Source organism: Streptomyces sp. NBC_01429 (genome assembly GCF_036231945.1).
In the GTDB taxonomy this organism is placed as follows: Bacteria; Actinomycetota; Actinomycetes; order Streptomycetales; family Streptomycetaceae; genus Streptomyces.
The window spans coordinates 3,865,544-3,889,049 of sequence record NZ_CP109599.1 but is presented as its reverse complement, the minus strand read 5'-3'; the positions used below and the strand labels follow the sequence as shown (position 1 = coordinate 3,889,049).

The window sequence follows — 23,506 nt, the reverse complement described above, 5'->3', positions numbered from 1 at the left end:
CCGCCGGGCCAGGCCGGGGACCCGCGTTACGGTGTGTAACTGATATCTGGGCTGGCTTGGAGCCGGTGTTCGGAGTGGCCCATCTGGGTTCGCCGTGCCGAGTTCGACCAGACCTTGCGGAGCCGTGGCCCGATCGAGGTACTTAGGTTTCGAGGTGATGGTGATGACTACGGCTGCGAAGCCAGCTCGGCAGGCACCGCTCAAGGTGGACCTGGATACGGACAAGCTCATCAGTCAGGGCGCGCACTTCTTGGGACTGACCAAGAAGGATCTTGTCGCTGAGGCGGTACGTGTCTATCTGGCGCAGCGTCGTGAGGACCTGCGGGTCGGCATGGTCGAAGCGCTTCAGGTACTGGACGGATCGCTGAAGTCGGACGTGATGCTGCTGACCGGGCTGACCGCGGAGGAGATCGATGCGGTCGGCGGGATCGACGAGTGACGTGCCGCTGGCCCAGCTACTGCCCGCGGACCACCGCGCCTTCGCATTAGTCATGGGCGGGCGGGCCTTGATCGGTCACTGCCCGGTGAAAAGCGGTCAGATCGCTCACGATAGAGACTGATGAGCTTCTGGAAGTGTTCCATGGGCCAGAAGATGTGGTTGGCGAAGAATCCGTCGCCGTAGTAGGCGGCCTGCTCGGCGATCTCGGGCGAGCGGATGGAGCCGTGCCACACGAAGGGCGGTACGCCGTCCAGCGGCCGGGGCGTGGCGGTGAACGACTGTAGCGGTGTACGGAACTTGCCCTCCCGGTTCACGACGTCCTCGCGCCACACGCGGTGCAGGAGCGTCGTTCTCGATGGTGAGGTTGATGCCCTGGCGGATGTCCTTGCCGAACCAGGGATAGACGGGGCCTGTGTTGCCGCGGCCCGTCATCAGGTCCACCCGGCCGTTGGCCAGGTGCTGGAGCATCGCGTAGTCCTCGGCGATCTTCACCGGGTCGTTGGTGGTCATCAGTGTGGTGGACGTGGACAGGATGACGCGTTCGGTGCGTGCGGCGATCCAGCCCGGCATGGTGGTGGGAGAGGAGGGCACGAACGGCGGGTTGTGGTGCTCACCGGTCGCGAGCACATCGAGCCCGACCTCCTCGGCTTTCAGCGCGATGGCGACCATGGCCTTGATCCGCTCGCGCTCGGTCGGTGTCCGCCCGGTGATGGGGTCCTGTGTTACGTCGCCGACGGTGAAGATCCCGAACTGCACGGCACCCACCCCTGTATGGTTGATGTATCAACTCTCGGGGTACGTGATACTGGGCACGGGTATTCCTGCCGCGACGCCACCGTGAAGCCGGCGGTGGACGAGTCGGCGATATTGCCCTACGGTGTATGTTGATCAATCAACTAATTCTGCGCCCTCCCCGTGCGGGCGTGGGTAGCGTGAGGAAACTTGGCTGGCGGCTGGCACATCAGAACGCCCTCACCGAGCCGGCGTGAGACCGACTTCGCCCGGCCGTGAACTGGTCGAAATTCGGATCGGTCAGTCAGGCTGCTTCTTCATATGTTCGAGGACGCGGTTCGAGATCCGGGCGAGCGTATCGAGTTCTTCCTGCGTGAGGGCATCGATGAACAGTCGGCGGACGTGTGCAACGTGCACGGGCGCGGCGTCTTCGATCGCCTTGCAGCCGGCCGGGGTGGCGATGATGAACGCTCCGCGTCCGTCGTCGGGACATTCTTCCCTGGCCAAGAGCCCGCGCTTCGTCATCCGCCTGACCTGGTGGGACATGCGGCTCTTCTCCCACTCCACCAGATTGGCCAGGTCCAGGAAGCGCATCCGTCCGCCGCCCCTTTCGGTGAGACTCGCCAACACGATGTAGTCGGAGGCGGACATGCCGGAGTCGGCCTGGACCAGGCGGGAGAGTCGTCCGATGAGCGTCTCCTGCATGCGGATGAAACTGTCCCAGGCGGCCTTCTGCTCCGAGGTCAGCCAGCGAGGCGTTGCGTTCATTGAGGGAGTGTAACGAAAACGTTGACAGCTCATCTATCCCGTTGACGTGGCCGATTCCGTCAGATGCCCGGAATGTCCGGGGGTGCGGGCGTCGGCATTCTTGACGCCTCGCGGAAGGTGTACGTGGTCGGGGACTCGCCCTTCGGACGCCGGGGTAGAAGGACGTCTGGTTGTGAAACTTCTCGACCTTGGTCCGGCTGCTGGGGGCAGGCGGCTCCTTGATTGCAAGCCTCATCTGACGTGCCGGTGACGGCCAGGCTCCTCGCGGCCTGTCCCTGGTCGTTCGGGGGCTCAATTGGGGCCGTTGCGTGGTGGCTTGCACGGAACCGGCGGTGGAGTGGCGGACGACCGGTGTCGGTCTCGGTGCGACACGTTCGTACTGGTGTGGCCCGGTTTCTGGGCCGCCTGCCACGTCGACGGCCACGCCCGCCTCGTCGGTCTCCAGCGGTTGAAGCGTGGCTGACTGGGACTCCAGGCAGCGCGGTGGGTACTGGGGACACGGATCTTGGCCATGATCGCCTCGAACGCGGATGCGGGACCGGCCTGGCCCGCTGTGAAGTGGAGAGTCAGAGGTCGTGCCTGATTGTCGCTGACCGGGTGGACCTCTCGTGCTCAAGTCGCCGCGAGAGCGCCCGAGTGCGCGATCGCCGTGCTCGGATCGACCTGGATCACCCTATTCCGTGCCCGGCCACATGTGGTGAGCCCGGCCGATGGTGGAGTCGACTGAAACTGTCCAGCCCCCCAAATGCCGTCCATGGCCCATCTGGTGAGGCGTTTGTGGGCGGTCTGGAACTGACAAACCCATCAAGGAGGCACGCTCTGGCCGGGCGGCAGGCAGGGGGCCGATTGCGGTCCTGCCGGTCCCCGGCGCACCCATCGCGGCGACCAGTGATGTGCCGGTGCCTCGCATTCCTTGCGGGCGCCCGGACCTCGCAGCTGTGGATGTGTCTTCCAGGAGTAGATGATGCATCAACTTCTGGCTCCCACGTCACCCTCGCGGCTCGAACGCACGCGGGCTGGCGTTTAGTTGACGCATCAAGTGGTCAGCATTAATGTAGGTGATGCGTCATCTAGTTCGGAGGTTGCGCCCGGTAGTAGGGCTGCGTCGACCGATTTAGCGTGATGCTCGGCCGACTCGGTCTCAGGGGCGTCGGCGAGAACACGTGCGGCGGTATCGCCGGCGTCGAGATCGACGGTGTCCCGTCTGAACCCGCAGACACGAACACCCGGAGAGAGGTCCCATGAGCATGGAAGCCAAGACCGGACTTCAGGCACTGCTGACGCCCGAGGAGAGCGTTGTCGTACTGATCGACCACCAGCCGTTTCAGGTCGCCAACCTGCACAGCCACGAACCGACGATGGTTGTCAACAACGTCATCGGACTCGCCAAGGCCGCCAAGGCGTTCGACGTCCCGACCATTCTGACGACCGTTCTGGAGGAGCGCGGCGGCCTTCTCCTCCAGGGGGTGCAGGATGTGTTCCCGGAGCAGAAGCCGATCAACAGGACCTTCATCAACACCTGGGAGGACCAGCGCGTTGTGGACGCCGTCAAGGCGACCGGACGCAAGAAGCTGATCATCGCCGGTCTCTGGACGGAGATCTGTGTCGCGATGCCGGCTATACAGGCAGCGGGCGAGGGCTTCGAGGTCTTCGTCGTCACCGATGCCTCGGGCGGTGTCTCGAAGGAAGCCCACGACATGGCCGTGCGGCGCATGGTCCAGGCCGGCGTGGTTCCGATCACCTGGATGGCCGTGCTGGGCGAGTGGCAGCGCGACTGGGCCCGTGAGAAGACCGTGCCGGGCGCCGTCGAGGTCCAGGCGCAGCACGGCGGTGCCAGCGGTGTGGCCTTCGCCTGGGAGATGCAACTCCTGGCCACGCCCACCGGAAGCGAGGCCTGACATCGCTACCGCCCCGGCACCGATCCGTATCGGGTACTGCCTGTCGCTGACCGGTCCGCTCGCGGACAACAGCCGGTCGGCCCGTCTCGCTCATGAGATCTGGCGGGAAGGGATCAACAGCCGGGGCGGCCTGCTCGGCCGCCCGGTCGAACTCGTCTGCTACGACGATCAGGCGAACGCCGATCTCGTCCTCGGCCTCTACCAGCGGCTGATCGACGAAGACAAGGTGGATCTCGTCATTGGTGGATACGGCACCAACACCCTGCTGCCGGCCATGCCGTTGATCGTGGAGCGGGAGCGGTTCTTCGTCGGGCTGATGGGTCTCGGCGTCAACAACGCGCTGCTCTGTCCGCACTACTTCGCCATGACCCCCACCGGGCCGGACCCGAACGCCGCACTCACGGAAGGGTTCTTCGCTCTCGCTGCGGAGCAGAAGCCCCGTCTTGAGACCGTGGCGCTCGTGTCCGCCGATGCCGAGTTCTCGCGCAATCCCGTTCTCGGTGCCAAGGCGAATGCCGAGAAGTACGGCATCAAGGTCGTCCACGAAACCACCTATCCGCTGTCGACCGAGGATTTCACGCCTGTCATCGACGCCGTCGCCGAAAGTGGCAGCGACCTGCTGTTTCTGTGCTCCTACCTGGCCGACTCGATCGGCCTGGCGCGAACCATCCGGTCTCACCACTTCCAGCCGAAGATGGTCGGCGGCGCCATGATCGGTCCGCAGAACACAGCGGTGAAGACGAGGCTCGGCCCGTTGCTCAACGGCTTCGTGAACTACGAGTACTGGGCGCCGGTGCCAAAAATGATGTTCCCGGGTGTTCAGGAACTGTTGAACACCTACCAGGAACGGGCCGGCGAGGCCGGTGTCGACCTCCTGGGGCACTACATGGTGCCGCTCGCCTACGCCCAGATGCAGGTGGTCGCGCAGGCTGTCGAAGCGACCGGTGGTTTCGACGACGCGAGCCTCTCGGCGTACGCAAGGGAGGAGACCTTCCCGACCGTCATGGGCGATGTCAGGTTCGGCGTCAAGGGCGAGTGGTCGGAGCCGCATGTCCTGCAGGTCCAGTTCCAGGGAATTTCCGGCCATGAGGTCGGTCAGTTCCAGAACGGCTCGAGACAAGTCGTGGTGTCCCCGCCGGAATCCTCTTCTGGAGAGCTCGTCTTCTCCTACGCGGAAGCTCTCGCTGCCGAGTGACGGAGGCCAACCGTAGCTTTTCGGGACAGGCCGCCGGACATTCCGGCGACCCGTTTCGATTCGCTTGGGCCTTGACGACGGCCGTGACGGAGTCCGCGATCGGCATGCTCGGCCTGGCGATCAGCTGGACCATGTCGCTGGTGATGACCGCCGGTGGACGCGAAGAGGGCGACCCCGGCCGCTGCGGCTGTCGCCGAGGCCCTCATTGCCGGAGATGGGGAGCGCCTTGTCGCCGGCGGAGGAGACGTCGGCGAAGGTCCAGGGGATGGTGTAGTCGGCGAGAGCGGTGATCCGGTCGGCCGGAACCTTGTCCAGCAGACCCTCGATGACGAGGCGGCCGGTGGCTCCGGTGGCTCCGGTGGCAATGATGCGCAGGGGTGAGGTCTCCTTGTTGTTGATCTGTCATCAACCGTAGGGGTGCACCGGCTTTTCGTGAGTACCCACTTCAAGGTGGGGTGCTGAGGTTGCGGTAAGTGGACGTCGCCCCGTCTGGCGCATGAGCAAGTTGATGCATCAACCAAATGAGGCTAATGTGGAACGAGGCCCACGCAGAGGACGCATGGAGGACACATGGCAGTGGAAGTGAGTGACGTTCCCGAGGCCAGGCGGTACGAGGCCCGGGTCGACGGAGAGTCCAAGGTCGCGGGCGTCGCGGAGTACATCCGTACGGCGGAACTCGTCGCGTTCGTACACACCGAGGTCTCGCCGGAGTACGAGGGCCGGGGAGTCGGATCAGCGCTGGCCCGCATCGCCCTCGACGAGGCGCGTGCCGCGAACCTGCGGGTGCTCGCCACCTGCCCGTTCTTCGCGGGGTGGATCGCCCGGCACCCCGAGTACCAGGACCTGCTGTACCAGTCCCGCAGCAAGGTCAGCGACTGAACAGCCGGGCACAGAAGCGACGGAGGCCGGTATGAGCGGCGGAACCGAGAAGAAGGCGTACGAGGGCCGGTCGATCACCGTGACCTTCGAGGCCAGGCGCTGCTTGCACGCCGCCGAATGCGTCGACGGCCTGCCGGAGGTCTTCGACACGGCCAAGCGCCCGTGGATCCGGCCCGACGCTGCCGAGGCCGAGCGCCTGGCCGAAGTGGTGCGGCGCTGTCCTTCGGGTGCGCTGCGGTACGAACTCGTGGACGGCGGGTCGGAGACCCCGGACCGGCCCACGCAACTGCGCGCAACTCCACCGGACAGCTGATCGTGCGCGGCGAGTTGAGCGTGGACGCGCCGGAAGGCCCGCGTGCCGAGATCAGAGCCGTCTTCGGCCGTGCCGCGACCACGCAAGGGCCCTGCGCTCAGACACCGCCTGGCTGCCCGCCCCTCACACGTAAATGCCCCAGAAGAGCCAGGAGTCGAGCAGATGTCCCTCGCAGTGCAGTTCTCCGAGTACGGCACCACCGAGGCGCTGCGTGTCGTCGATCGATCGGCGCTAGGGCGCGAGGGAGTGTCTTGCCGATCATGGCCGAGCCAGATGAGTGTGCTGGCGAGATGCGCATGAGCTGTGCTGCTGGACCGCGATCTGGAGATGGTGGGTATTGAGGGCGCCCCACACGGGTTGCTCTGGACGCACGCAGATGAGGTTGATTCAGCCCTGCGCTCCTTCCTCGGCTAGATCCGCGACGAGACCGGAAAACATTCGTCATCGGCCGTTCGCTACTGAGGTGCGGTTCTTCCAGTAGTTCTGCCGCGCGGTCGGTGATGATCTCAGTTGCGGGGATGACGGTGAGTCGGGAGCGGAGCCGGCGCAGGTGGTTCGCGGCCTGTCCGGTGCGGCGGACTTCGGCGACCTTGAGTATCAGTGCCATTCTGCGGTCCTGGTCGGCCAGGAGGGACAGTGGCTGTGCGTCGACGACGAGGAGGGCGCGGGGGAACGACGGGGCTACGCGCCGTGCCATGTCCGGCGGGCCTCCTCGATCTCCTCGGGAGCGAGGAGCCGTGCTCGTCTTCGTACGCCTCGACGATCTCCCTGGTTTTGGTCAGGGCGAGGGCGTGTTCAACGGGGTCGGAGACGAAGCGCGAGAAACCCCGGGCGCCGGTGCGGGCTTCTACCTCGCGGGCAAGTGATCTGGGGACAGTGACGGACTTCTTGACGGTGGTCTCGTCCGGAGGTGCGTGATCGATAGCCATGACCACATATCCCACCAGGAGTAGGTTTTCCGTCCAGCCGGGTTCCTCGTGGGCGGCTCGGCCGCATCCGAGTGGGCTCATCGTGATGGCGGACTTGCTCGTCGGCGACGGTGCCGGCGGTGGGCATCACCTCGGAGGGACCGCAGGTGGCGGATCCCTCCGAGGGAAGGTGCAACGGGGCCAGGGCACAGGGCCAGTTGCGCTCCTGCCGGCTCCCGTTCCGCACGCAAAACACCCTCCCGATCGCGTTTCCGCGGTTCAGGAGGGTGTGAGAGCGGTAGCGGAGGGATTTGAACCCTCGGTGAGTTTCCCCACACTCGCTTTCGAGGCGAGCTCCTTCGGCCGCTCGGACACGCTACCGAGAGAGAGCTTAGCCCAAGGTGGGCCGTGGTTTGAAATCGGTATGCGGCGGTGGTCGCCGGGGTGGGGCGGGGGCGGTGGTCAGCGGTCGCGGAAGAAGGTCGTCAGGAGGGCGGCGCACTCCTCGGCGAGTACTCCGTGGATCACTTCGGGCCGGTGGTTGAGCCGGCGGTCGCGTACGACGTCCCAGAGCGAGCCGGCCGCGCCGGCCTTCTCGTCCAGGGCGCCGAAGACCACGCGGTCCACCCGGGACTGCACGAGGGCGCCGGCGCACATCGTGCAGGGTTCCAGGGTGACCACCAGGGTGCAGCCCGTGAGGCGCCATTCGCCGAGCTTTTCGGCGGCGCGGCGGAGGGCGAGGACCTCGGCGTGGGCGGTGGGGTCGCCGGTGGCCTCGCGTTCGTTGTGGGCCGAAGCGAGGACCGTGCCGTGCGGGGACAGCACGACGGCGCCGACCGGTACGTCGCCTGTCCGGGCCGCCCGCGCGGCCTGGTCCAGGGCAAGGCGCATCGACGCCCGCCATGGTTCACGTACCGGGTCGGGCGCGGGGTCGTGCCGGGGCGTCACTGGGGCCTCTCGTTCGGATCCGGCCGGACCGGGGAGCGCCCGCCGCGAGGCGTGGCACCTCGGCACGCGGGCCCGGCCCGGTCCGGACGCACGACCCTAACGGACCGTTTCCAGCACCTCGGCGGCGCCCAGGGCCTCCGCGATCTCGGCCATCGCGTCGGACCGCAGAGCCAGCAGGTCCGCCTCGGAGAGTCCGAGATCGGTGAGGATGCCACGGTCCCCGACGGGTCCCGCGGGCGCGGTCTCGCCGTCCGTCACGCCGTTGTCGTCGTCGTTGTCGTCGCTGTTGTCGTTGTCATAGGTCTCGTCTCGCTCGTCCGGTTCGCCGTCCTCCGTACCGTCGAGGTCCAGCGCGTCCAGGTCGTCGGCCGGGTCGTCCTCGTCCCCGCCGAGCAGTTCGTCAATGAGGATCTCCCCGTACGAGGAGCGGGCGGCCGAGGCCGCGTCGGAGACGTAGATCCGGGGGTCCTCCTCACCCTCCACACGGAGGATGCCGAACCAGGAGTCCTCCTGCTCGATGAAGACGAGAACCGTTTCCTCGTCCACCGAGGCTTCGCGGGCCAGGTCGGTCAGGTCCGACAAGGTCTCCACGTCGTCGAGATCTGTATCGCTCGCTTCCCATCCGTCTTCGGTGCGCGCGAGCAGTGCGGCGAAGTACACCGTGACTCTCCCACTGGTCTGAGGTGTGACGATTCAGAGATGCAGAGATGTGCTGTGACGATTCCGCGGGTACGGGACGGTGCTCCGCCCCGCCCAATCGGCATCGTGGCAGAAACGAGCGCTTCGCGAGAGGTCTTCCGCCGTTGCGTCGTCGGGGCATTTTATTAGGCCCCTGTTCGGCCCTCGTCGCAGGATGCCCGCGATGCCTCCGATACGCCCGTCACCGGCGGGCCGGTCACCAGCGGAAGGTGCGCATCCGCATCTGCTGGCGCATCCGCGCGGCGCGGGCGCGGCGCGGCTTCACCCGCTCGCGCAGCGCCTTGGCCTCGTGCAGCTCCCGCAGGAACTGCGCGCGCCGCCGACGGCGCGCGGCCTCGGCCTCCGGGGCCGCCTCGCCCTCCGGGGCGCCCTCGGCCTCAGGTGCGGGCTCGGCGGGGTCCCGCGTCCGCTTGTTCACGTCCTTCATCGACGCCTCATCACTCCAGGAGACTCCTCCACCACCTTCCCCCGCCATCCGGTCCTGATGCCGGCCGGCGATTGAACGGCTGGTGGCAGCGCGTACAGCCATGGCCCCCGGTTACTGTGGACGCCATGCGGATTCATGTCGTCGACCACCCGCTGGTGGCGCACAAACTCACCACGCTGCGCGATCGGCGCACCGACTCCCCGACCTTCCGGCGCCTCGCCGACGAGCTGGTCACCCTGCTCGCGTACGAGGCCACCCGGGACGTACGGACCGAACAGGTCGACATCCAGACCCCTGTGCAGGGTACGACGGGGGTGAAGCTCTCCCACCCGCGCCCGCTGGTCGTCCCGATCCTCCGGGCCGGCCTGGGCATGCTGGACGGCATGGTGCGGCTGCTGCCCACCGCCGAGGTGGGCTTCCTGGGGATGATCCGTAACGAGGAGACGCTCCAGGCGTCCACGTACGCCACCCGGATGCCCGAGGACCTCTCGGGACGCCAGGTGTACGTCCTCGACCCGATGCTGGCGACCGGCGGCACGCTGGTCGCGGCGATCCGCGAGCTGATCAAGCGCGGCGCGGACGATGTGACCGCCGTCGTGCTGCTCGCGGCGCCCGAGGGCGTCGAGGTGATGGAACGTGAGCTGGCGGGCACCCCGGTGACCGTCGTCACGGCCGCGGTGGACGAGCGGCTCAACGAGAGCGGCTACATCGTCCCGGGGCTGGGTGACGCCGGAGACCGTATGTACGGGACCGTCGACTAGGCCCTGTCCGACGGCGTTGCCGGTCAGGGCCTGGCCATCAGCAGGGCCTGACCGGTCAGCGCTGGGCCGTACGGTGCTGCTTGTCCCCGCACGTCGAGGACGGCTTCGCGGGCGCGCTGAGGGTGGCCAGCGCCTGATCGGCGTCCTTCTGTACGTTCAGCGCCTTGAAGGCCGTACCGATGATCAGATCGACATCCTTGGACTTGCGGGTGTCGGTCTTCGGCGTGGCCCCCTTCAGCTGGGTGCCGAGGACGGTCAGCGCGCTGTCCGACGCCGTCGGGGCGCCCAGCAGGATCCCGGAGCCGGGGACCTTCTTGTCGTAGGTCTCCGGCGCGTTGCCCACCTTGCCGATGACGAAGCCGCGCTTCTCCAGCTCGTCGGCCGTGGTCTTGGCCAGCCCGCCCCGCGTCGTCGCGTTGTAGACGTTGACGGTGATCTGGCCGGGCCTGGGCAGCGCCTTGACGGGTGTCGCCGGGGAGGCCGAGGCGGTCGGCTCGCAGCCGGGCTCGTGACCCGCGGTCGTCGTGCTCTTTCCGCCGTCGCCCGAGAAGACGTCGATGAGCTGCGCCGTTCCCCAGCCCGCCAGGCCGAGTGCGGCGACCGCGGTGACAGCCGCGAGCACGATCCTGCGGCGATTACGGGGGCGGCGCATCTTCGGGTACTTGGAACCCGTGATGCGGTACTTTCCGCCCATGCCGGGGGGAGTCAGCATGCTCATGGCCGCAGCGTAGTGCGCCCCGGTGATGATTCCTACTAAATGATCAACCGGTTGGGTGGTCCTGGACGGTATTGGGCCCGAAAGGCGTAGCCGTTCGAGTCGTCCGGTTGCCCGGGCCGACGATTGCCCCTATGGCGTCAGGGAGCGGCTCAGCCCAGGTCCAGTTCCAGCACGCGCGCGTGCAGCACCTGACGCTGCTGGAGCGCGGCGCGGACCGCGCGGTGCAGACCGTCCTCCAGATAGAGATCGCCCTGCCACTTCACGACGTGCGCGAAGAGGTCGCCGTAGAACGTGGAGTCCTCGGCGAGCAGCGTCTCCAGGTCCAGCTGACCCTTCGTCGTCACCAACTGATCGAGGCGGACCGGGCGGGGCGCGACATCCGCCCACTGTCGGGTGGATTCCCGGCCGTGGTCGGGATAGGGCCGCCCGTTACCGATGCGCTTGAAGATCACACGGAAAGCCTACCGGGCGAGCGGCTCCGGCCGCAGCAGTGGAGCCGGAGAGTGCGGGAGAGTACCGGCGGGTAGTGGGTGTATTCCGGAGGAAAAGGGGCGGACGGATCAAACGACTTCGCCACCTCGGCCGCCCGCTTCTCCGCCGAGCCCGCCCGCTCCTCCACCGTGACCGGCCGATCGCGGTGGAGGAGCGGGTGCCGGTGCGCCGGTGCCGGGGCCCTGGTGTCGGGGCCCCGGTGTCGGAGTACCGCAGCCGCTACGACGCCGGCGTGTGGCCCTCGGCGTGCGTGGCGGCGTCCGTCTTCGCGAGCGAGCGCACCGACGGCCGGGCGGCCGGGAGACTCAGCGGACGGAGGTCGTGTGCGTAGGTGCCCACGGCGTTCGCGATGACGCCGATGTTGATGTCGAACGCCTTCATGCTGATGTTGGACAGGTCGTCACAGGCCGAGTGGTAGCACTTGTCGTACGCCACCCCCGCCTCGCCGCCGTACCGCTTCGCCTGCTCCTCGGTCTTGACGCCCTCGGCCCCGGTGAAGGTGCCGCCCGCCGGGATGCCGATCTCGATGAAGGGGCCGTAGTCGGAGCGGCCGTCGAAGGCGGTGCCCTCGTGCGGGATCCTCTTGCCGCCGAGGAAGTCGCTGATGCCCTTCTCCAGTTGGGCCGAGCCCGCCGGACCCGGCTCCGCGTCCTCGCTGTCCGAACCGTCGCCGTCGTAGACGAACTGGGCGTAGTTGGGGGAGGCGATCATGTCGAAGTTCAAGTACAGCGCGATGTCGGAGCGCTGCTTGTCGGTCAGCCCGTTGACGTAGTCCTCGGCGCCGAGCAGGCCCAGCTCCTCCGCCGACCACCAGGCGAAGCGCACCTTGTTCGCCGGCTTCTCGTGCGTCCTGGCCAGCTTGAGGGCGACTTCGAGCAGTCCGGCCGAGCCCGAGCCGTTGTCGTTGATGCCGGGGCCCTCGGTGACCGAGTCGAGGTGGGCGCCGAGCATGACCGTACGGTCGGACCTGCCGCCCTTCGTCTCCGCCACCACGTTGCGTGTCGGGCGCTGCTCCTGGAACTGGCGGATCTCCAGGTCGACCGTGACCGGCCCCTCGGCGGCTTCGGCGGCGAGCGCCTGGCCGTCCTCCTGGCTGAGGGCGCCGGTCGGTACGACGCCGGCGGCCGGGTCGCCGAGGGTGCCGCCGAGCGGGCCGGGGACGTTGTTGTAGACGAGGGCGCCGACCGCGCCCGCCGCGCCGGCCTCCTTCTGCTTCTCGGCGAAGGTGCAGCCGCCGCGCTGGATGAGCGCGATCCGGCCCGTGTAGTCGCCGGATGCGTAGTCGGTCGCCTCGCATCCCGTGGTCGCGTCGACCGGGACGGTGGCGATATCGGCCGTGATGCCGCCCTCCGGGGTGGACGCGGTGTACGACATCGCGGAGATCCCGACCTCGCGCGGCGTCGGCGAGGTGACCGCGAGCTTCTCAGCGAGCGTCTCGATGTAGGTGATGTCGAAGGTCTCGTACGAGACCTTGTAACCGGCCTTCTTGAGGAGGCCGTAGACGTACGAGGCGCTCTGATCGTGGCCCGGCGTGCCCGCGGCGCGGTTGCCGTCGTTCGCCTCCGCGATGGCCTGGAACTTCTTCAGGTGCTGGTGGGCGCTCTTCGCGGACGAGTCGCGTACCAGCTCCTTCGCGAGCCTCGCCGCGTCCCTGGCCGGGTCGTGCGGGCGCGCGGAGGCCGGGGAGGAGGCGGAGAGCAGCAGGGGGGCGGCGAGCGCGGTCGCGGCGGCGACTGCCACGAATCCGCGGGACGTTGCGGTCACAAGGGTCCTCTCGATGCGAACGAATGTGAGCGAAGTTCCAGGAAAACTAGCTACCGAGGCGTTGCTTGTGAACACATGTGGCACAGCTCACGGAACGTTTCGGCGGATCAGGACGCGCATCGGTCACGGGCCGGGCCGGTACGGGTGCGCCCCGTCGCGTACTCAGTCCTTCCTCGGCTTCGCCGCCTTCGCCGCGCGCTTCGCCTCCTGCTTGAACGCCCGTACCTTGGCGAGCGATTCGGGCCCCGTGATGTCCGCCGCCGAGCGGTACGAGCCCTCGTCCCCGTACGGGCCCGCCGCCTTCCGCCAGCCCTCCGGGCGTACCCCGAACCGCTTGCCGAGCAGTGCCAGGAAGATCTGCGACTTCTGCCGGCCGAAGCCGGGCAGCTCGCCCAGCCGGTCGCGCACCTCGGTGCCGGTGGCGACATCACGCCAGATCGCGGTGGGGTCGCCGTCGTAGTGCTCGACCAGGTACTGGCAGAGCTGCTGCACGCGCTTGGCCATGGAGCCCGGATAGCGGTGTACGGCGGGCTTGCGCGTGAACAGTTCGGTGAAGGTGTCGGGGTCGTGGCCGGCGATCTCGTGGGCGTCCAGATCGTCGCGTCCCATGCGTACGGCCAGCGTCCAGGGGCCGCTGAAGGCCCATTCCATCGGGACCTGCTGGTCCAGCAGCATGCCGACGAGCGCGGCCAGTGGACTGCGGCCGAGCAGGGCGTCGGCCTCGGGCTGTTGTGCGAGATGGATGGTGGTGCTCATCGCACGATGATCACCCGGCCCCGGCCGCCGGGCGAGAAGCCACGCGCGCTCTGTCCTTTTATATGACTTATATGTGGTCCGGATGGGGGATGCCGGCGAGGGGTAGACCGGGGCCCAAAGGACAACTTCCGGAACGAACCCCGGGACCTTCGGGAAAGGCCGCTCGCCCGTGACGCAACCCTTCGAACTGCCGGATTTCTACCTGGCCTATCCGGCTCGGCTCAATCCCCACCTGGAGGAGGCCAGGGAGCATTCCAAGCAGTGGGCCAGGGACATGGGAATGCTGGAGGGATCGGGCGTCTGGGAGGAGTCCGACCTCGACTCCCACGACTACGCCCTGCTCTGCGCCTACACCCACCCCGACTGCGACGGACCGGCGTTGTCGCTGGTCACCGACTGGTACGTGTGGGTCTTCTTCTTCGACGACCACTTCCTTGAGGTCTACAAGCGGCCCCAGGACCGCGAGGGCGGCAAGGCGTACCTCGACCGGCTCGCCGCCTTCATGCCGATGGATCTGTCCGCCGGATTCCCCGAGCCGACCAACCCGGTCGAGGCCGGACTCGCCGACCTCTGGGCGCGTACGGTCCCGAGCATGTCGCTGGGGTGGCGCCGGCGGTTCGCCGAGTCGACCGAGAATCTGCTCAACGAGTCCGACTGGGAACTGGCCAACATCAACGCGGAGCGGGTGTCCAACCCCGTCGAGTACATCGAGATGCGCCGCAAGGTCGGCGGCGCGCCCTGGTCGGCCGGGCTCATCGAGTACGCGACGGGCGCCGAGATCCCGGCGGCCCTCGCCGACTCCAGGCCGCTGCGGGTGCTGAAGGACACGTTCTCGGACGGCGTCCACCTCCGCAACGACCTGTTCTCGTACCAGCGGGAGATCGAGGAGGAGGGCGAGCTGAGCAATGGCGTGCTCGTCCTGGAGACCTTCCTCGGCTGCACGACCCAGGAGGCGGCCGACGCCGTCAACGACCTGATCACCTCCCGTATCCACCAGTTCGAGAACACCGCGCTGACGGAGCTGGGCCCCCTCTTCGCGGAGAAGGGCGTCGACCCCCAGGGCGCCGCCGACACCCTCGCCTATGTGAAGGGGCTCCAGGACTGGCAGTCCGGCGGCCATGAGTGGCACATGCGTTCCAGCCGCTACATGAACGGCGCCGGGGACGGGACGGGCGGGGGCGGTGCGCTGTTCTCCATGACGCCCGTCGGGCTCGGCACGTCGGCCTCCGACCTGGTGCGCTCCATCGGCGTGGGCGCGCCGGCGCGGGCCCGCAGCCACAGCCACATCCCGTTCCAGCGGGTCGGGCCCTCGCGGCTGCCCGACTTCGAGATGCCGTTCGCGCTGAGCCTCAGCCCGCATCTGGAGCACTCACGGGACCATGTCGCCGAGTGGGCCCACCGCATGGGCATCCTGGAGGCGCAGCCGGGCATGCCCGGCTCCGACGTCTGGGACGAGGAGCGGCTGCGCCGGATCGATCTGCCGCTCTGCTCCGCCGGTATCCATCCGGACGCCACGGCGGAGGGGCTCGATCTGACCTCCGACTGGCTCGCCTGGGGGACGTACGGGGACGACTACTTCCCGGTCGTGTACGGAAACGCGCGCGACCTGGCGGGCGCCAAGGCGTGCAACGAGCGGCTGTCGCTGTTCATGCCGCTGGACGACGTCACCGCGACCCCGCCGCCGGCCACCGGTCTTGAGCGCGGGCTGGCCGACCTGTGGGCGCGTACGGCGGGTCCGATGGAGCCGGAAGGGCGGCGTACGTTCCGCAAGGCCGTCGAGGACATGACCGCCAGCTGGCTGTGGGAACTGGCCAACCAGGCGCAGAATCGTATCCCCGATCCCGTCGACTACATCGAGATGCGCCGCCAGACCTTCGGCTCCGACATGACGATGAGTCTGTCCCGGCTGAGCCACGGCAGGCAGGTGCCGCCCGAGATCTACCGGACGGGTCCGATGCGCTCCCTGGAGAACGCGGCGCAGGACTACGCCTGTCTGCTGAACGACGTCTTCTCGTACCAGAAGGAGATCGAGTTCGAGGGCGAGGTGCACAACGGGCTGCTCGTCGTGCAGAACTTCTTCAACTGCGACTATCCGACGGCCCTGCGGATCATCGACGATCTGATGAAGTCGCGCATGCGCCAGTTCCAGCATGTCGCTGCCAACGAACTTCCGGTGCTGTACGACGACTTCGACCTCGACCAGGACGCGCGCGCGGTGCTGGACGGCTATGTGAAGGAGCTGGAGAACTGGCTCTCCGGCATCCTCAACTGGCACCACGGCTGCAAGCGTTACAAGGAGCCCGAGCTGTTGGAGGACCGGGCGGGCATCACCCGCTGGCTGCCGCCCGTCCCCAGCGGCCTCGGCGTGTCGGCGACGCGGATCCAGCTGCCCGGGTGGGAGCCGACCCGGCTTTCGGCGGGGCCGGTGCCTCATATGGCGTCGTAACCCGGCGACCGTTCCCGGCGTTTGGCATCCGGTCGATGTGATGTTCACCGGACGGGGGCCGTGGGTTGGCGAGCGGAGACGCGCTGTACGGGCGGGTGGGGGCGGTGCCGTCCCCGCCCGCCCGGTCGGCTGTCCTGACGGCCGTCGCGGGACGGGTGCCGGGGGACCGCTCGACCGGCGTGGTGTCCGGCGACGGCGCCGGAGCCGCGCTCATCGGCGCGGGCGGCCCCGGGGACCCGGGCGGGCTGCCCGCCTTCGACCTGGGCAGCGACGGTACGGGCTACGGCCAGGTGACCGTGGAGGGCGGCGGGTCGCGGGCGCGGTCGCTGCCCGGTCCGGCGGCCGAGGGGGACCAGTACGTCCGGATGCGCGGCCAGACTGTTTATCAGCACGCGGTTGAGCGAATGACCGGTTCATGCCGCTCCCTGCCGCGCACGGTCGGCTGGAACGCCGACCAGGTCGACCACTTCGTACCGCACCAGGCCAACGGCCGGATCCCGCGCTCCGTCGCCGAGCGGCCGGGGATCGCCGAGGAGCGCTGCGTCGTCCCTCTCGACCGGGTGGGCAACACGGGCGCGGCCTCCCTCCCGCCGGCCCTGGCGGACGGGACGGCGCGCGAGCGGTTCCGCGCGGGTGACCGGATGCTGCTGACCGCCTTCGGCGGCGGCCTGACCTGGGGTACGGCGGCGCCGCGCCGGCCGCGGACGTGAGGCGGACGGACGTGCGGCGGACGTGCGGGCGGCGGACGTGCGGGCGGGCCGCGGGCCCGGGTGGACTCGACGGAAGGGAACGGAAGGGATGGGACGTCATGACGCGGACGGCTGAGCGGACGGTTGAACGGGGACACGGCCGACGCGGGTGGAGCGGTGGCGCGGCGGAGGTCGCGGTGACCGGGCTCGGGGTGGTCACGCCCGCCGGCGCCGACGAGCGGGCGTTCTGGGCGGGGCTGTGCGCCGGGCGCTCGGCGGCCAGGCGGCAGCCGGAACTGGCCGGTATGCCGGTCGACTTCGCCTGCGCGGTCGACGGTCCGGCGCCTGTGCCCGCGGGTGCGCCCGCGCCGGGTACGGACCGGGGCGGCACCGGGGATACGGATCGGGGCCCGGCCGGGGGCGCGGGCGACGGCGCGCCCCCCTGGCCGGGGCTCGACCTCGACGCCGTCGTGGGCGGGCGCTCGGTGTGGCGGATGGCGCGCTTCGTGAAGCTGGCGCTGATCGCGGCGCGGCAGGCGGTGGCGGACGCCGGGCTCGACCCGGCGACCTGGCAGGCGGGCCGGGTGGGCGTGGTGCTCGGGGTGGGGGTCGGCGGGGTCTCCGTACTCGCGGACAACGTGCTGCGGCTGCGGGACCGGGGGCCGGAGGCGGTCTCGCCGCTGCTGGTGCCGATGATGATGCCGAACGCGGCGGCCGGTGAGGTCGCGATCGCGCTGCGGGCCCAGGGCCCCAGCCTCTCCCCGGCGACGGCCTGCGCCTCGGGGGCCACCGCGATCTCCCTGGCGCGTGATCTGCTGCTCAGCGGGGAGTGCGACGTGGTGGTGGCGGGCGGCGCCGAGTCCGTACTGACGCCCCTGGTGGTGACGGCGTTCGCGCGGATGGGCGCGCTGTCGACCCGCACGGGCGCCCCCGCGGAGGCGTCACGGCCGTTCGCGGCGGACCGGGACGGGTTCGTCCTCGGCGAGGGCGCGGCCATGGTCGTGCTGGAGCGGGAGACGGACGCGCGGGCCAGGGGCCGGTCGCCGCGCGCGCTGCTGAGCGGCGCGGGCGCCAGCACGGACGCGCACCACCCGACGGCGCCCGAGCCGCAGGGGCGGGTGGCGCAGGCGGCGGTGGAGACGGCGTTGCGGCAGGCGGGCTGGAGCCCGTACGACGTCGAGCACGTCAACGCGCACGGCACCTCCACGCCGCTCAACGACGCCATGGAGGCCCGGCTGATCGAGCGGCTCTTCCCGCACCGCCCGCCGGTCACGGCGGTGAAGGGGGTGCTGGGGCACACGCTCGCTGCGGCCGGGGCGATCGAGGCGGTGGCGACGGTGCTGACCCTGGAGCACGGCATCATTCCGCCGATCGCCAACCTGGACGCGCCCGCGGTCGAGTTCGACCTGGACTGCGTGACGAAGGAGCCGCGGCGGCAGTGGGTGGAGACGGCGGTCAGTCACTCGTTCGGATTCGGCGGACACAATGTCGCGCTGGCGTTCAGGAAGGCGTGACGGCGTGACGGCGTGACGGAGGGCGAGGCGGTGGCCTGACCAAGTCCCCCGAATGGGCGGCGCGTTGGGGGCGCGTTCAGGGAGGCGCGCGAGTGGCGTCACTGTGCGCCCGTCGAATGGATGTTTTACGGTCCCGACGGGCCACAGAGTCGTTTCTTCGTGATCGCTTGATCGTTCTACTTCCGTGACCGTAATGATCAACAGCGTTGCCGTGTCCCCTGCCGTTCCGACGGAGGGGGCCGCGTCGGCGGATCCGGCCACGGATCGGCTGACGCGCGTGCTGTTCGGTACGGACTTCACCCGTGAGCACGGGCCATGGCGCGCGATCGCCGCGTCGGGGCCGTTCCGGCACAGGCAGGGCGGCACGGCCGGGGAGCGGCTCGCGTGGGCGTATGAGCGGTTGCGCACCGTCAACGACTCGCTCGCGGACCCGGCGGCCCTGGCCGCCGACCCGCGCGCGCTGGCGGCGCTGCACGAGTGGCTCGGCCCGATCGACCCCAGCTTCGTCACGGTCGCCGGGATTCACTACAACCTGTTTCTCGGCAGCCTGATCGACCACGACTCCACCGGCCCCGGCACCGGTCCCGACGCTGTCGCTGCTCCGGGCGGCGGGCGGGACCTGTCGGACTTTCTGGCGGCGCGCCGCGTGGGGACGTTCCTCTGCACGGAGGTGGCCCACGGCAACGACGCCGTCGCCGTGGAGACGACCGCGGCCTACGACCGCGACCGGGACGGCTTCGTCCTGCGCACGCCGCACGCCGGGGCGCAGAAGTTCATGCCCAACACCAGCCCGGTGGGCGGCCCCAAGAGCGGGGTCGTCGCGGCCCGGCTGCTGGTGGACGGCGAGGACCACGGCGTCTTCCTCTTCCTGACCCCGCTGACCGACGCCGTACGCCCGCTGCCCGGAGTGCGGGTGCGCCGGCTGCCCGAGCGGTTCGGCAGCTCGGTGGACCACTGCCTGACCTCGTTCGACGGTGTCTTCGTCGGCCGGGACGCGCTGCTGGCGGGCGCGCAGGGCCGGCTCGGCGCGGACGGTGTCTTCCGCAGCGAGAACGCCAACCGCCGGCGGCGCCTGCTGCTCTCCATCGGCCGGGTCACCCCGGGCAAGCTCTCGATGAGCGCGAGCGCCGTCGGCTCGGCGCGGTTCGCGCTGGCGCTCGCCGTACGGTACGGCGGCCACCGGCTGATCTCCGGCCCCCGGGGCACCGGTCAGGTGCCGGTCTTCGCCCACCGCAGCCACCACGGCCCGCTGGTCGCGGCGCTGGCCACGGTCTTCGCGATGAGCCTGCTGCACCGCACGGCGCTCGACGCCTGGCAGTCGCGCACGGACGCGAACACCGATGAGGCCGAACGGCTCGTCGCCGTCGCCAAGGGCTGGATCACCTGGCGGGCGCGCGAGGTGATCGTGGAGTGCCGGGAGCGGTGCGGGGCGCAGGGGCTGCTGGAGAACAACGGCATGGCCGAACTGCTGGCGGGCATCGAGGGCGTGATCACGGCGGAGGGCGACAACGTCGCGATCCACGCCAAGGCGGCGGCGGAGCTGATCTTCGCGCCCGACCCGGCGCCCGCACCTGCTTCGGCGGCCGCTTCGGGGGCTGCCCCGGGGGCCGCTGCGGAGGTTGCTCCCGAGGAGCGCGAGCTGTCCGACCCGGCCTTCCTCGACGAACTGATCGCGGACGTCGAACGACTGTGGCTCACCCGCGCCCGCCACCGGATGAGCCACGCCCCCCGGGGCGACGCCCTCGCCCGCTGGAACGCCGCGTCGGGCGCCGCGCTGCGCGCCGTGGAGGCGCACGCGTACCGGCGGGCGGCGCGGGAGTACGCCGTGGCGGTGGACGGCCTCGTCGCCGAAGAGGCCGACGAGGCCGTCCTCGGCGCGCTCTCCGCCGGGTCCACCGCGTCCGTCGTGTCCGCCGCGTCCGCCGCCGATCTGCTCCAGGCCCTGCGCAGCCTCTTCGCACTCCGGTGGATCGACCGCAACAGCGGTGAACTGCTGGCGTCCGGGCGGCTGGCGGCGAGACACGTCGGCGAACTGGCCGAGACGGTCGAGGCGCTGATCGGGCGCCTCGCCGCCCATGCCCCCACCCTGGTCGGCGCGTTCGCGCTGCCCGAGGAGGTGCTCGCGGACCGGCCGATCGCCGGGCCCGGGTACGCCGGGACGTACGACGACCCGAACGGCGCGTGGCATGGCGGGGCCGGGGACGGCGCGCCGGGCTCCGGCTGACGGGCGGACGCGGGGCCTCGGCGGGTCCGCTCCGCCGGTCACGGCTCCGGTCGCGGCGCGGGCTACGGCGCACGCCACGGCACGCGCCCCCCACCGGGACCGTCCCGGGCGCACCAACCCCGTACACCCCGCGTCCGACCGGCCACCGCCCACTCACCCGACCATGTACGACCCGCGCGTCCCACCGGGGCGCGCTTCGGCGCGTGTCCGGCGTTCGGACGCGCGGCCAACCACCCCCCTGGGAAAGGAACATGCCATGAACCGGATTCACCCGAAGATCACCGAAGTCCTCACCGAGACCTTCAAGGTGCCGGCGGCCGAGATCGTCCCCGAGGCGACGATGGACACCCTGGAGATGGACTCCCTCGCCGTCGCGGAACTCGCGGTCATCATCAAGGAGACGCTGGACGTCCGCGCCGACTCCGACACCCTGCTCAAGGGCGCCTCGCTGGCCGCGCTCACCGCGTACCTCGACGAGGCGACCGTGGGAGTCGGCCGATGAGCGGACCCACTGTCGCCATCACCGGCCTCGGCATGATCACCCCGGCCGGCCATGACACAGCCTCCACCTGGGACGGCGTGTGCGCGGGGGTCTCGCGCGCCCGTACCGTCCCCGAACTGCACGGCTGTGCGGTCGACTTCGCCTGCATGGTCGACGGTATCGATCTCGACGCGGCGATCGGCGGGCGTACGTCCTTCCGGATGGGCCGGTACGTGAAGCTCGCGCTCCTCGCCGCGCGCGAGGCGGTCGCCGACGCCGGGCTCGACCCCAGGACCTGGGACGGCACCCGGGTCGCCGTCGTGGTCGGGACCAGCAGCGGGGGTACGGCGGGCCTGACGGAGCAGGCCGTGGTGCTCGACCGGCGCGGCCACGAGGCGACCTCGCCCTCGGCGATCCTGCTGACGATCCCCAACATGCCGGCCGCCGAGATCGCCATCAGCATGCGGGCCACCGGCCCCAGCATGGCGCCGTGCACGGCCTGTTCCTCCGGAGTCACCGCGCTGCACGCGGCGCGCGACCTGCTCGCCACCGGCCAGTGCGACATCGCGGTGGCGGGGGCGACGGAGTCGGTCGTCTACCCGGTCGCGATGGCCGGGTTCGCCCGCTCGGGCGCGGCGGCACAGGCGGGGCCCGGGGACGATCCCTCGCTGCTCTCCCGGCCGTTCGCGGGGGACCGCTCGGGCCTGGTCGTCGGCGAGGGCGCCGCGATCATGGTGCTGGAGCGGGAGAGCGACGCGCGGGCGCGCGGAGCCGCGCCCCGGGCGCTGCTCGCGGGCGCCGGCGCCACCACCGACGCGTACCACCCCACGAGCCCGCACCCCTCGGGCGCCGTGGCCCAGCGCGCGGTGGAGGCGGCCCTGCGGGACGCGGGCTGGAGCCCGTACGACGTCGAACACGTCAACGCGCACGGCACCTCCACCCAGCTCAACGACGCGACCGAGGCCGCGCTGATCAGCCGGGTCTTTCCGCAGCGTCCCTCGGTCACGGCGCCCAAGGGCGTGCTGGGGCACTGCATGGGGGCGGCCGGAGCGATCGAGGCGGGGCTGACCGTGCTCACCCTTCAGCACGGAGTCGTACCGCCGATCGCCAATCTGGACGCGCCTGCCGTCGAGTTCGACATCGACTGCGTGACCAAGCAGCCGCTGCGCATGCGCACCGACCGCGCGGTCACCCACTCGTTCGGCTTCGGCGGGCACAACGCGGTCCTCGCCCTGGAGCGTGCCTGACGCCCATGCCCACCCGGCAGGCGCTCACGGACGCATCGCCGTCCCCTGCTCACGACCACAACTCGTGCGGGGGGACGGCCCCTTCGACCTCCACCGGCGTATCACCCCCCTCCACCCCCCTCCCCTCTCATTCCCCCTCATTCCCTCGACCCCGCACGCTTTCCCTCTTGGAGATCCACCCATGTACAGGCGTCTCTCACTCCGAGGACGTACCGTCGTCATCACCGGCGCCGCCCGGGGTGTCGGCGAACAGCTGGCCCGCACGCTCTCCGCACGCGGCGCCCGACTGGCGCTCGTCGGTCTGGAGCGGACCGAACTCGCCGCTGTGGCACGCTCGTTGGCCAGTGAAGCGGACTACTGGTACGCGGATGTCACGGACGCGTGCGCGATGTCCTTCACGGCGCGGTCCATCGCACGGCGCTTCGGCCGGGTCGACGTCGTCGTCGCCAACGCGGGCGTCGCGGCGGGCGGGCCCTTCCTCGGCTCGGACCCGGCCGCGTGGCGGCGGGTCATCGAGGTCAACCTCGTCGGCGGCGCCAACACCGCCCGCGCCTTTCTGCCCGCCCTGCTCAACTCCCGTGGCTACTACCTCCAGATCGCCTCCCTGGCGGCGCTCGCGCCGACCCCGATGATGACGGCGTACTGCGCCTCGAAGGCAGGCGTCGAGGCGTTCGCGCACGCCCTCCAGGCGGAGGTCGCGCACCACGGCGTACGGGTCGGCGTCGGCTATCTGAGCTGGACCGACACGGACATGGTGCGCGGTGCGGAGCGCGAGCCCGTGCTGCGCGAACTGCGCTCCCGGATGCCCTGGCCGGCTGCCCGTACGTATCCGCTGGCCCCGGCGGTCGACCGGATCGCGGACGGCATCGAGCGCCGCGCCCGGCACGTCTACGCCCAACGCTGGGTGCGGGCGGCCCAGTTCGTACGCGGCGCACTCCCGGCGGCGGCGGCCCACGGCGGCCCGAACCTCATGCCCGCGCTGGAGGCACTCGCCCTGCTGCCCTCCGCCGCCCCCGCCGCCTCACTGATGGGCGCGGGCGGAGCCGCCGACGTCGCGGCCCGCGCCGCCCACCAGCCGCCCGTTCGCTCCGGGAGCTGACGGAGGGGGGCGCGCCGGGGTTCGTTCCTCTAGGGTTCACTTCTGACACCGCTTGTGTGCGGTGTGTCACCAGATGTGTTGGTGCGGGCCGCCCGTGGGGACGCGCGGC

General features: G+C 70.0%; 22 protein-coding genes, 1 tRNA gene and 4 pseudogenes. 15 read left to right on the top strand and 12 right to left on the bottom strand.

Going from position 1 to position 23,506, the window contains the following annotated elements; all coding sequences use genetic code 11:
- Window positions 1-163: 163 nt before the first annotated feature.
- Window positions 164-439, top strand: a complete 276-nt coding sequence (locus OG627_RS16835) for a hypothetical protein (protein WP_329065905.1) — start codon at window positions 164-166, stop codon at window positions 437-439.
- Window positions 440-516: 77 nt separating this feature from the next.
- On the opposite strand, the pseudogene OG627_RS16830 reads toward OG627_RS16835, so the two are convergent.
- The 4 genes and pseudogenes from OG627_RS16830 to OG627_RS16820 form a co-directional block, all read right to left on the bottom strand.
- Window positions 517-1,195: pseudogene (locus OG627_RS16830) on the bottom strand (LLM class flavin-dependent oxidoreductase); the annotation flags it as partial.
- A gap of 276 nt (window positions 1,196-1,471) precedes the next feature.
- Complete coding sequence (locus tag OG627_RS16825) at window positions 1,472-1,939, bottom strand: MarR family winged helix-turn-helix transcriptional regulator (protein ID WP_329065903.1); 468 nt, start codon at window positions 1,937-1,939, stop codon at window positions 1,472-1,474.
- A gap of 394 nt (window positions 1,940-2,333) precedes the next feature.
- A pseudogene (locus tag OG627_RS35525) lies at window positions 2,334-2,417 on the bottom strand (gluconokinase); the annotation flags it as partial.
- 14 nt (window positions 2,418-2,431) lie between these two features.
- A pseudogene (locus OG627_RS16820) lies at window positions 2,432-2,731 on the bottom strand (IS5/IS1182 family transposase); the annotation flags it as partial.
- A gap of 449 nt (window positions 2,732-3,180) precedes the next feature.
- On the opposite strand from OG627_RS16820, the gene OG627_RS16815 reads away from it, so the two are divergent.
- From OG627_RS16815 to OG627_RS16795, 6 genes and pseudogenes are all read left to right on the top strand, one after another.
- Entirely contained in the window at window positions 3,181-3,837 is a 657-nt protein-coding gene (locus OG627_RS16815) for a hydrolase (protein ID WP_329065901.1), read from the top strand.
- The gene (locus OG627_RS16810; RefSeq protein WP_329065900.1) at window positions 3,779-5,032 is read left to right on the top strand and encodes an amino acid ABC transporter substrate-binding protein; all 1,254 of its coding nucleotides are present in this window, start codon (window positions 3,779-3,781) and stop codon (window positions 5,030-5,032) included. Before OG627_RS16815 ends, OG627_RS16810 begins: the two co-directional genes overlap by 59 nt.
- Window positions 5,033-5,602: 570 nt before the next feature.
- Window positions 5,603-5,911, top strand: coding sequence for a GNAT family N-acetyltransferase (locus OG627_RS16805; protein WP_329065898.1), 309 nt, complete (start codon window positions 5,603-5,605; stop codon window positions 5,909-5,911).
- Window positions 5,912-5,942: 31 nt separating this feature from the next.
- On the top strand, window positions 5,943-6,224 hold the full coding sequence (locus OG627_RS16800; protein WP_329065896.1) for a (4Fe-4S)-binding protein: 282 nt from the start codon (window positions 5,943-5,945) through the stop codon (window positions 6,222-6,224).
- Between the two features lie 324 nt (window positions 6,225-6,548).
- Window positions 6,549-6,638: pseudogene (locus tag OG627_RS35520) on the top strand (alpha/beta hydrolase); the annotation flags it as partial.
- A 323-nt stretch (window positions 6,639-6,961) separates the two neighbouring features.
- Complete coding sequence (locus tag OG627_RS16795; protein WP_329065894.1) at window positions 6,962-7,090, top strand: hypothetical protein; 129 nt, start codon at window positions 6,962-6,964, stop codon at window positions 7,088-7,090.
- Between the two features lie 338 nt (window positions 7,091-7,428).
- Here the strand turns inward: OG627_RS16795 and OG627_RS16790 are convergent.
- The 4 genes from OG627_RS16790 to OG627_RS16775 all read right to left on the bottom strand — a co-directional run bounded on the left by OG627_RS16790 (window position 7,429) and on the right by OG627_RS16775 (window position 9,206).
- Window positions 7,429-7,513: transfer RNA gene (locus OG627_RS16790), tRNA-Ser, on the bottom strand.
- Between the two features lie 81 nt (window positions 7,514-7,594).
- The gene (gene tadA, locus OG627_RS16785) at window positions 7,595-8,023 is read right to left on the bottom strand and encodes a tRNA adenosine(34) deaminase TadA (protein ID WP_329065892.1); all 429 of its coding nucleotides are present in this window, start codon (window positions 8,021-8,023) and stop codon (window positions 7,595-7,597) included.
- Window positions 8,024-8,176: 153 nt separating this feature from the next.
- Window positions 8,177-8,740 (bottom strand): tRNA adenosine deaminase-associated protein, encoded by a 564-nt coding sequence (locus OG627_RS16780; protein ID WP_329065890.1) that lies wholly within the window; start codon window positions 8,738-8,740, stop codon window positions 8,177-8,179.
- A 235-nt stretch (window positions 8,741-8,975) separates the two neighbouring features.
- Window positions 8,976-9,206, bottom strand: coding sequence for a hypothetical protein (locus OG627_RS16775; protein WP_329065888.1), 231 nt, complete (start codon window positions 9,204-9,206; stop codon window positions 8,976-8,978).
- A 125-nt stretch (window positions 9,207-9,331) separates the two neighbouring features.
- Between OG627_RS16775 and upp the strand changes: the two genes are divergently transcribed.
- Window positions 9,332-9,967, top strand: a complete 636-nt coding sequence (gene upp, locus OG627_RS16770; RefSeq protein WP_329065886.1) for a uracil phosphoribosyltransferase — start codon at window positions 9,332-9,334, stop codon at window positions 9,965-9,967.
- A 55-nt stretch (window positions 9,968-10,022) separates the two neighbouring features.
- Here upp and OG627_RS16765 read toward each other — a convergent pair whose 3' ends face one another.
- From OG627_RS16765 to OG627_RS16750, 4 genes are all read right to left on the bottom strand, one after another.
- A complete protein-coding gene (locus tag OG627_RS16765; protein ID WP_329065884.1) occupies window positions 10,023-10,685 on the bottom strand; it encodes a LytR C-terminal domain-containing protein in 663 nt (220 codons plus the stop codon).
- 149 nt (window positions 10,686-10,834) lie between these two features.
- Window positions 10,835-11,137, bottom strand: coding sequence for a type II toxin-antitoxin system VapB family antitoxin (locus OG627_RS16760; RefSeq protein WP_023540426.1), 303 nt, complete (start codon window positions 11,135-11,137; stop codon window positions 10,835-10,837).
- A 259-nt stretch (window positions 11,138-11,396) separates the two neighbouring features.
- On the bottom strand, window positions 11,397-12,941 hold the full coding sequence (locus OG627_RS16755; protein ID WP_329065881.1) for a M28 family metallopeptidase: 1,545 nt from the start codon (window positions 12,939-12,941) through the stop codon (window positions 11,397-11,399).
- A gap of 162 nt (window positions 12,942-13,103) precedes the next feature.
- Window positions 13,104-13,697, bottom strand: coding sequence for an HhH-GPD-type base excision DNA repair protein (locus tag OG627_RS16750; RefSeq protein ID WP_329065879.1), 594 nt, complete (start codon window positions 13,695-13,697; stop codon window positions 13,104-13,106).
- A 169-nt stretch (window positions 13,698-13,866) separates the two neighbouring features.
- Here OG627_RS16750 and OG627_RS16745 point away from each other — a divergent pair, with 169 nt between their 5' ends.
- The 7 genes from OG627_RS16745 (at window position 13,867) to OG627_RS16715 (ending at window position 23,397) form a co-directional block, all read left to right on the top strand.
- Window positions 13,867-16,143, top strand: a complete 2,277-nt coding sequence (locus OG627_RS16745; protein WP_329065877.1) for a family 2 encapsulin nanocompartment cargo protein terpene cyclase — start codon at window positions 13,867-13,869, stop codon at window positions 16,141-16,143.
- A 65-nt stretch (window positions 16,144-16,208) separates the two neighbouring features.
- Window positions 16,209-16,853 (top strand): 3-oxoacyl-[acyl-carrier-protein] synthase III C-terminal domain-containing protein, encoded by a 645-nt coding sequence (locus OG627_RS16740; RefSeq protein WP_329065875.1) that lies wholly within the window; start codon window positions 16,209-16,211, stop codon window positions 16,851-16,853.
- A gap of 176 nt (window positions 16,854-17,029) precedes the next feature.
- A complete protein-coding gene (locus OG627_RS16735; protein WP_329065873.1) occupies window positions 17,030-18,346 on the top strand; it encodes a beta-ketoacyl-[acyl-carrier-protein] synthase family protein in 1,317 nt (438 codons plus the stop codon).
- A gap of 193 nt (window positions 18,347-18,539) precedes the next feature.
- Entirely contained in the window at window positions 18,540-20,570 is a 2,031-nt protein-coding gene (locus OG627_RS16730) for an acyl-CoA dehydrogenase family protein (RefSeq protein ID WP_329065871.1), read from the top strand.
- Between the two features lie 256 nt (window positions 20,571-20,826).
- The gene (locus tag OG627_RS16725) at window positions 20,827-21,072 is read left to right on the top strand and encodes an acyl carrier protein (RefSeq protein WP_329065869.1); all 246 of its coding nucleotides are present in this window, start codon (window positions 20,827-20,829) and stop codon (window positions 21,070-21,072) included.
- Window positions 21,069-22,298: a beta-ketoacyl-[acyl-carrier-protein] synthase family protein gene (locus tag OG627_RS16720; RefSeq protein WP_329065868.1), complete on the top strand. Its 1,230-nt coding sequence runs from the start codon at window positions 21,069-21,071 to the stop codon at window positions 22,296-22,298. The genes OG627_RS16725 and OG627_RS16720 overlap by 4 nt, the downstream gene beginning before the upstream one ends.
- A gap of 181 nt (window positions 22,299-22,479) precedes the next feature.
- Complete coding sequence (locus OG627_RS16715) at window positions 22,480-23,397, top strand: SDR family oxidoreductase (protein WP_329065866.1); 918 nt, start codon at window positions 22,480-22,482, stop codon at window positions 23,395-23,397.
- Window positions 23,398-23,506 lie beyond the last annotated feature (109 nt).

What these genes read in the sequence shown, in the direction of transcription:
- OG627_RS16750 (WP_329065879.1), bottom strand. Translation starts at nt 13,697, where the DNA reads ATGAGCACCACCATCCATCTCGCACAACAGCCCGAGGCCGACGCCCTG.
- tadA (WP_329065892.1), bottom strand. Translation starts at nt 8,023, where the DNA reads ATGCGCCTTGCCCTGGACCAGGCCGCGCGGGCGGCCCGGACAGGCGAC.
- OG627_RS16725 (WP_329065869.1), top strand. Translation starts at nt 20,827, where the DNA reads ATGAACCGGATTCACCCGAAGATCACCGAAGTCCTCACCGAGACCTTC.
- OG627_RS16835 (WP_329065905.1), top strand. Translation starts at nt 164, where the DNA reads ATGACTACGGCTGCGAAGCCAGCTCGGCAGGCACCGCTCAAGGTGGAC.
- OG627_RS16730 (WP_329065871.1), top strand. Translation starts at nt 18,540, where the DNA reads ATGATCAACAGCGTTGCCGTGTCCCCTGCCGTTCCGACGGAGGGGGCC.
- OG627_RS16720 (WP_329065868.1), top strand. Translation starts at nt 21,069, where the DNA reads ATGAGCGGACCCACTGTCGCCATCACCGGCCTCGGCATGATCACCCCG.
- OG627_RS16800 (WP_329065896.1), top strand. Translation starts at nt 5,943, where the DNA reads ATGAGCGGCGGAACCGAGAAGAAGGCGTACGAGGGCCGGTCGATCACC.
- OG627_RS16805 (WP_329065898.1), top strand. Translation starts at nt 5,603, where the DNA reads ATGGCAGTGGAAGTGAGTGACGTTCCCGAGGCCAGGCGGTACGAGGCC.
- OG627_RS16825 (WP_329065903.1), bottom strand. Translation starts at nt 1,939, where the DNA reads ATGAACGCAACGCCTCGCTGGCTGACCTCGGAGCAGAAGGCCGCCTGG.
- OG627_RS16715 (WP_329065866.1), top strand. Translation starts at nt 22,480, where the DNA reads ATGTACAGGCGTCTCTCACTCCGAGGACGTACCGTCGTCATCACCGGC.
- upp (WP_329065886.1), top strand. Translation starts at nt 9,332, where the DNA reads ATGCGGATTCATGTCGTCGACCACCCGCTGGTGGCGCACAAACTCACC.
- OG627_RS16775 (WP_329065888.1), bottom strand. Translation starts at nt 9,206, where the DNA reads ATGAAGGACGTGAACAAGCGGACGCGGGACCCCGCCGAGCCCGCACCT.
- OG627_RS16815 (WP_329065901.1), top strand. Translation starts at nt 3,181, where the DNA reads ATGAGCATGGAAGCCAAGACCGGACTTCAGGCACTGCTGACGCCCGAG.
- OG627_RS16765 (WP_329065884.1), bottom strand. Translation starts at nt 10,685, where the DNA reads ATGAGCATGCTGACTCCCCCCGGCATGGGCGGAAAGTACCGCATCACG.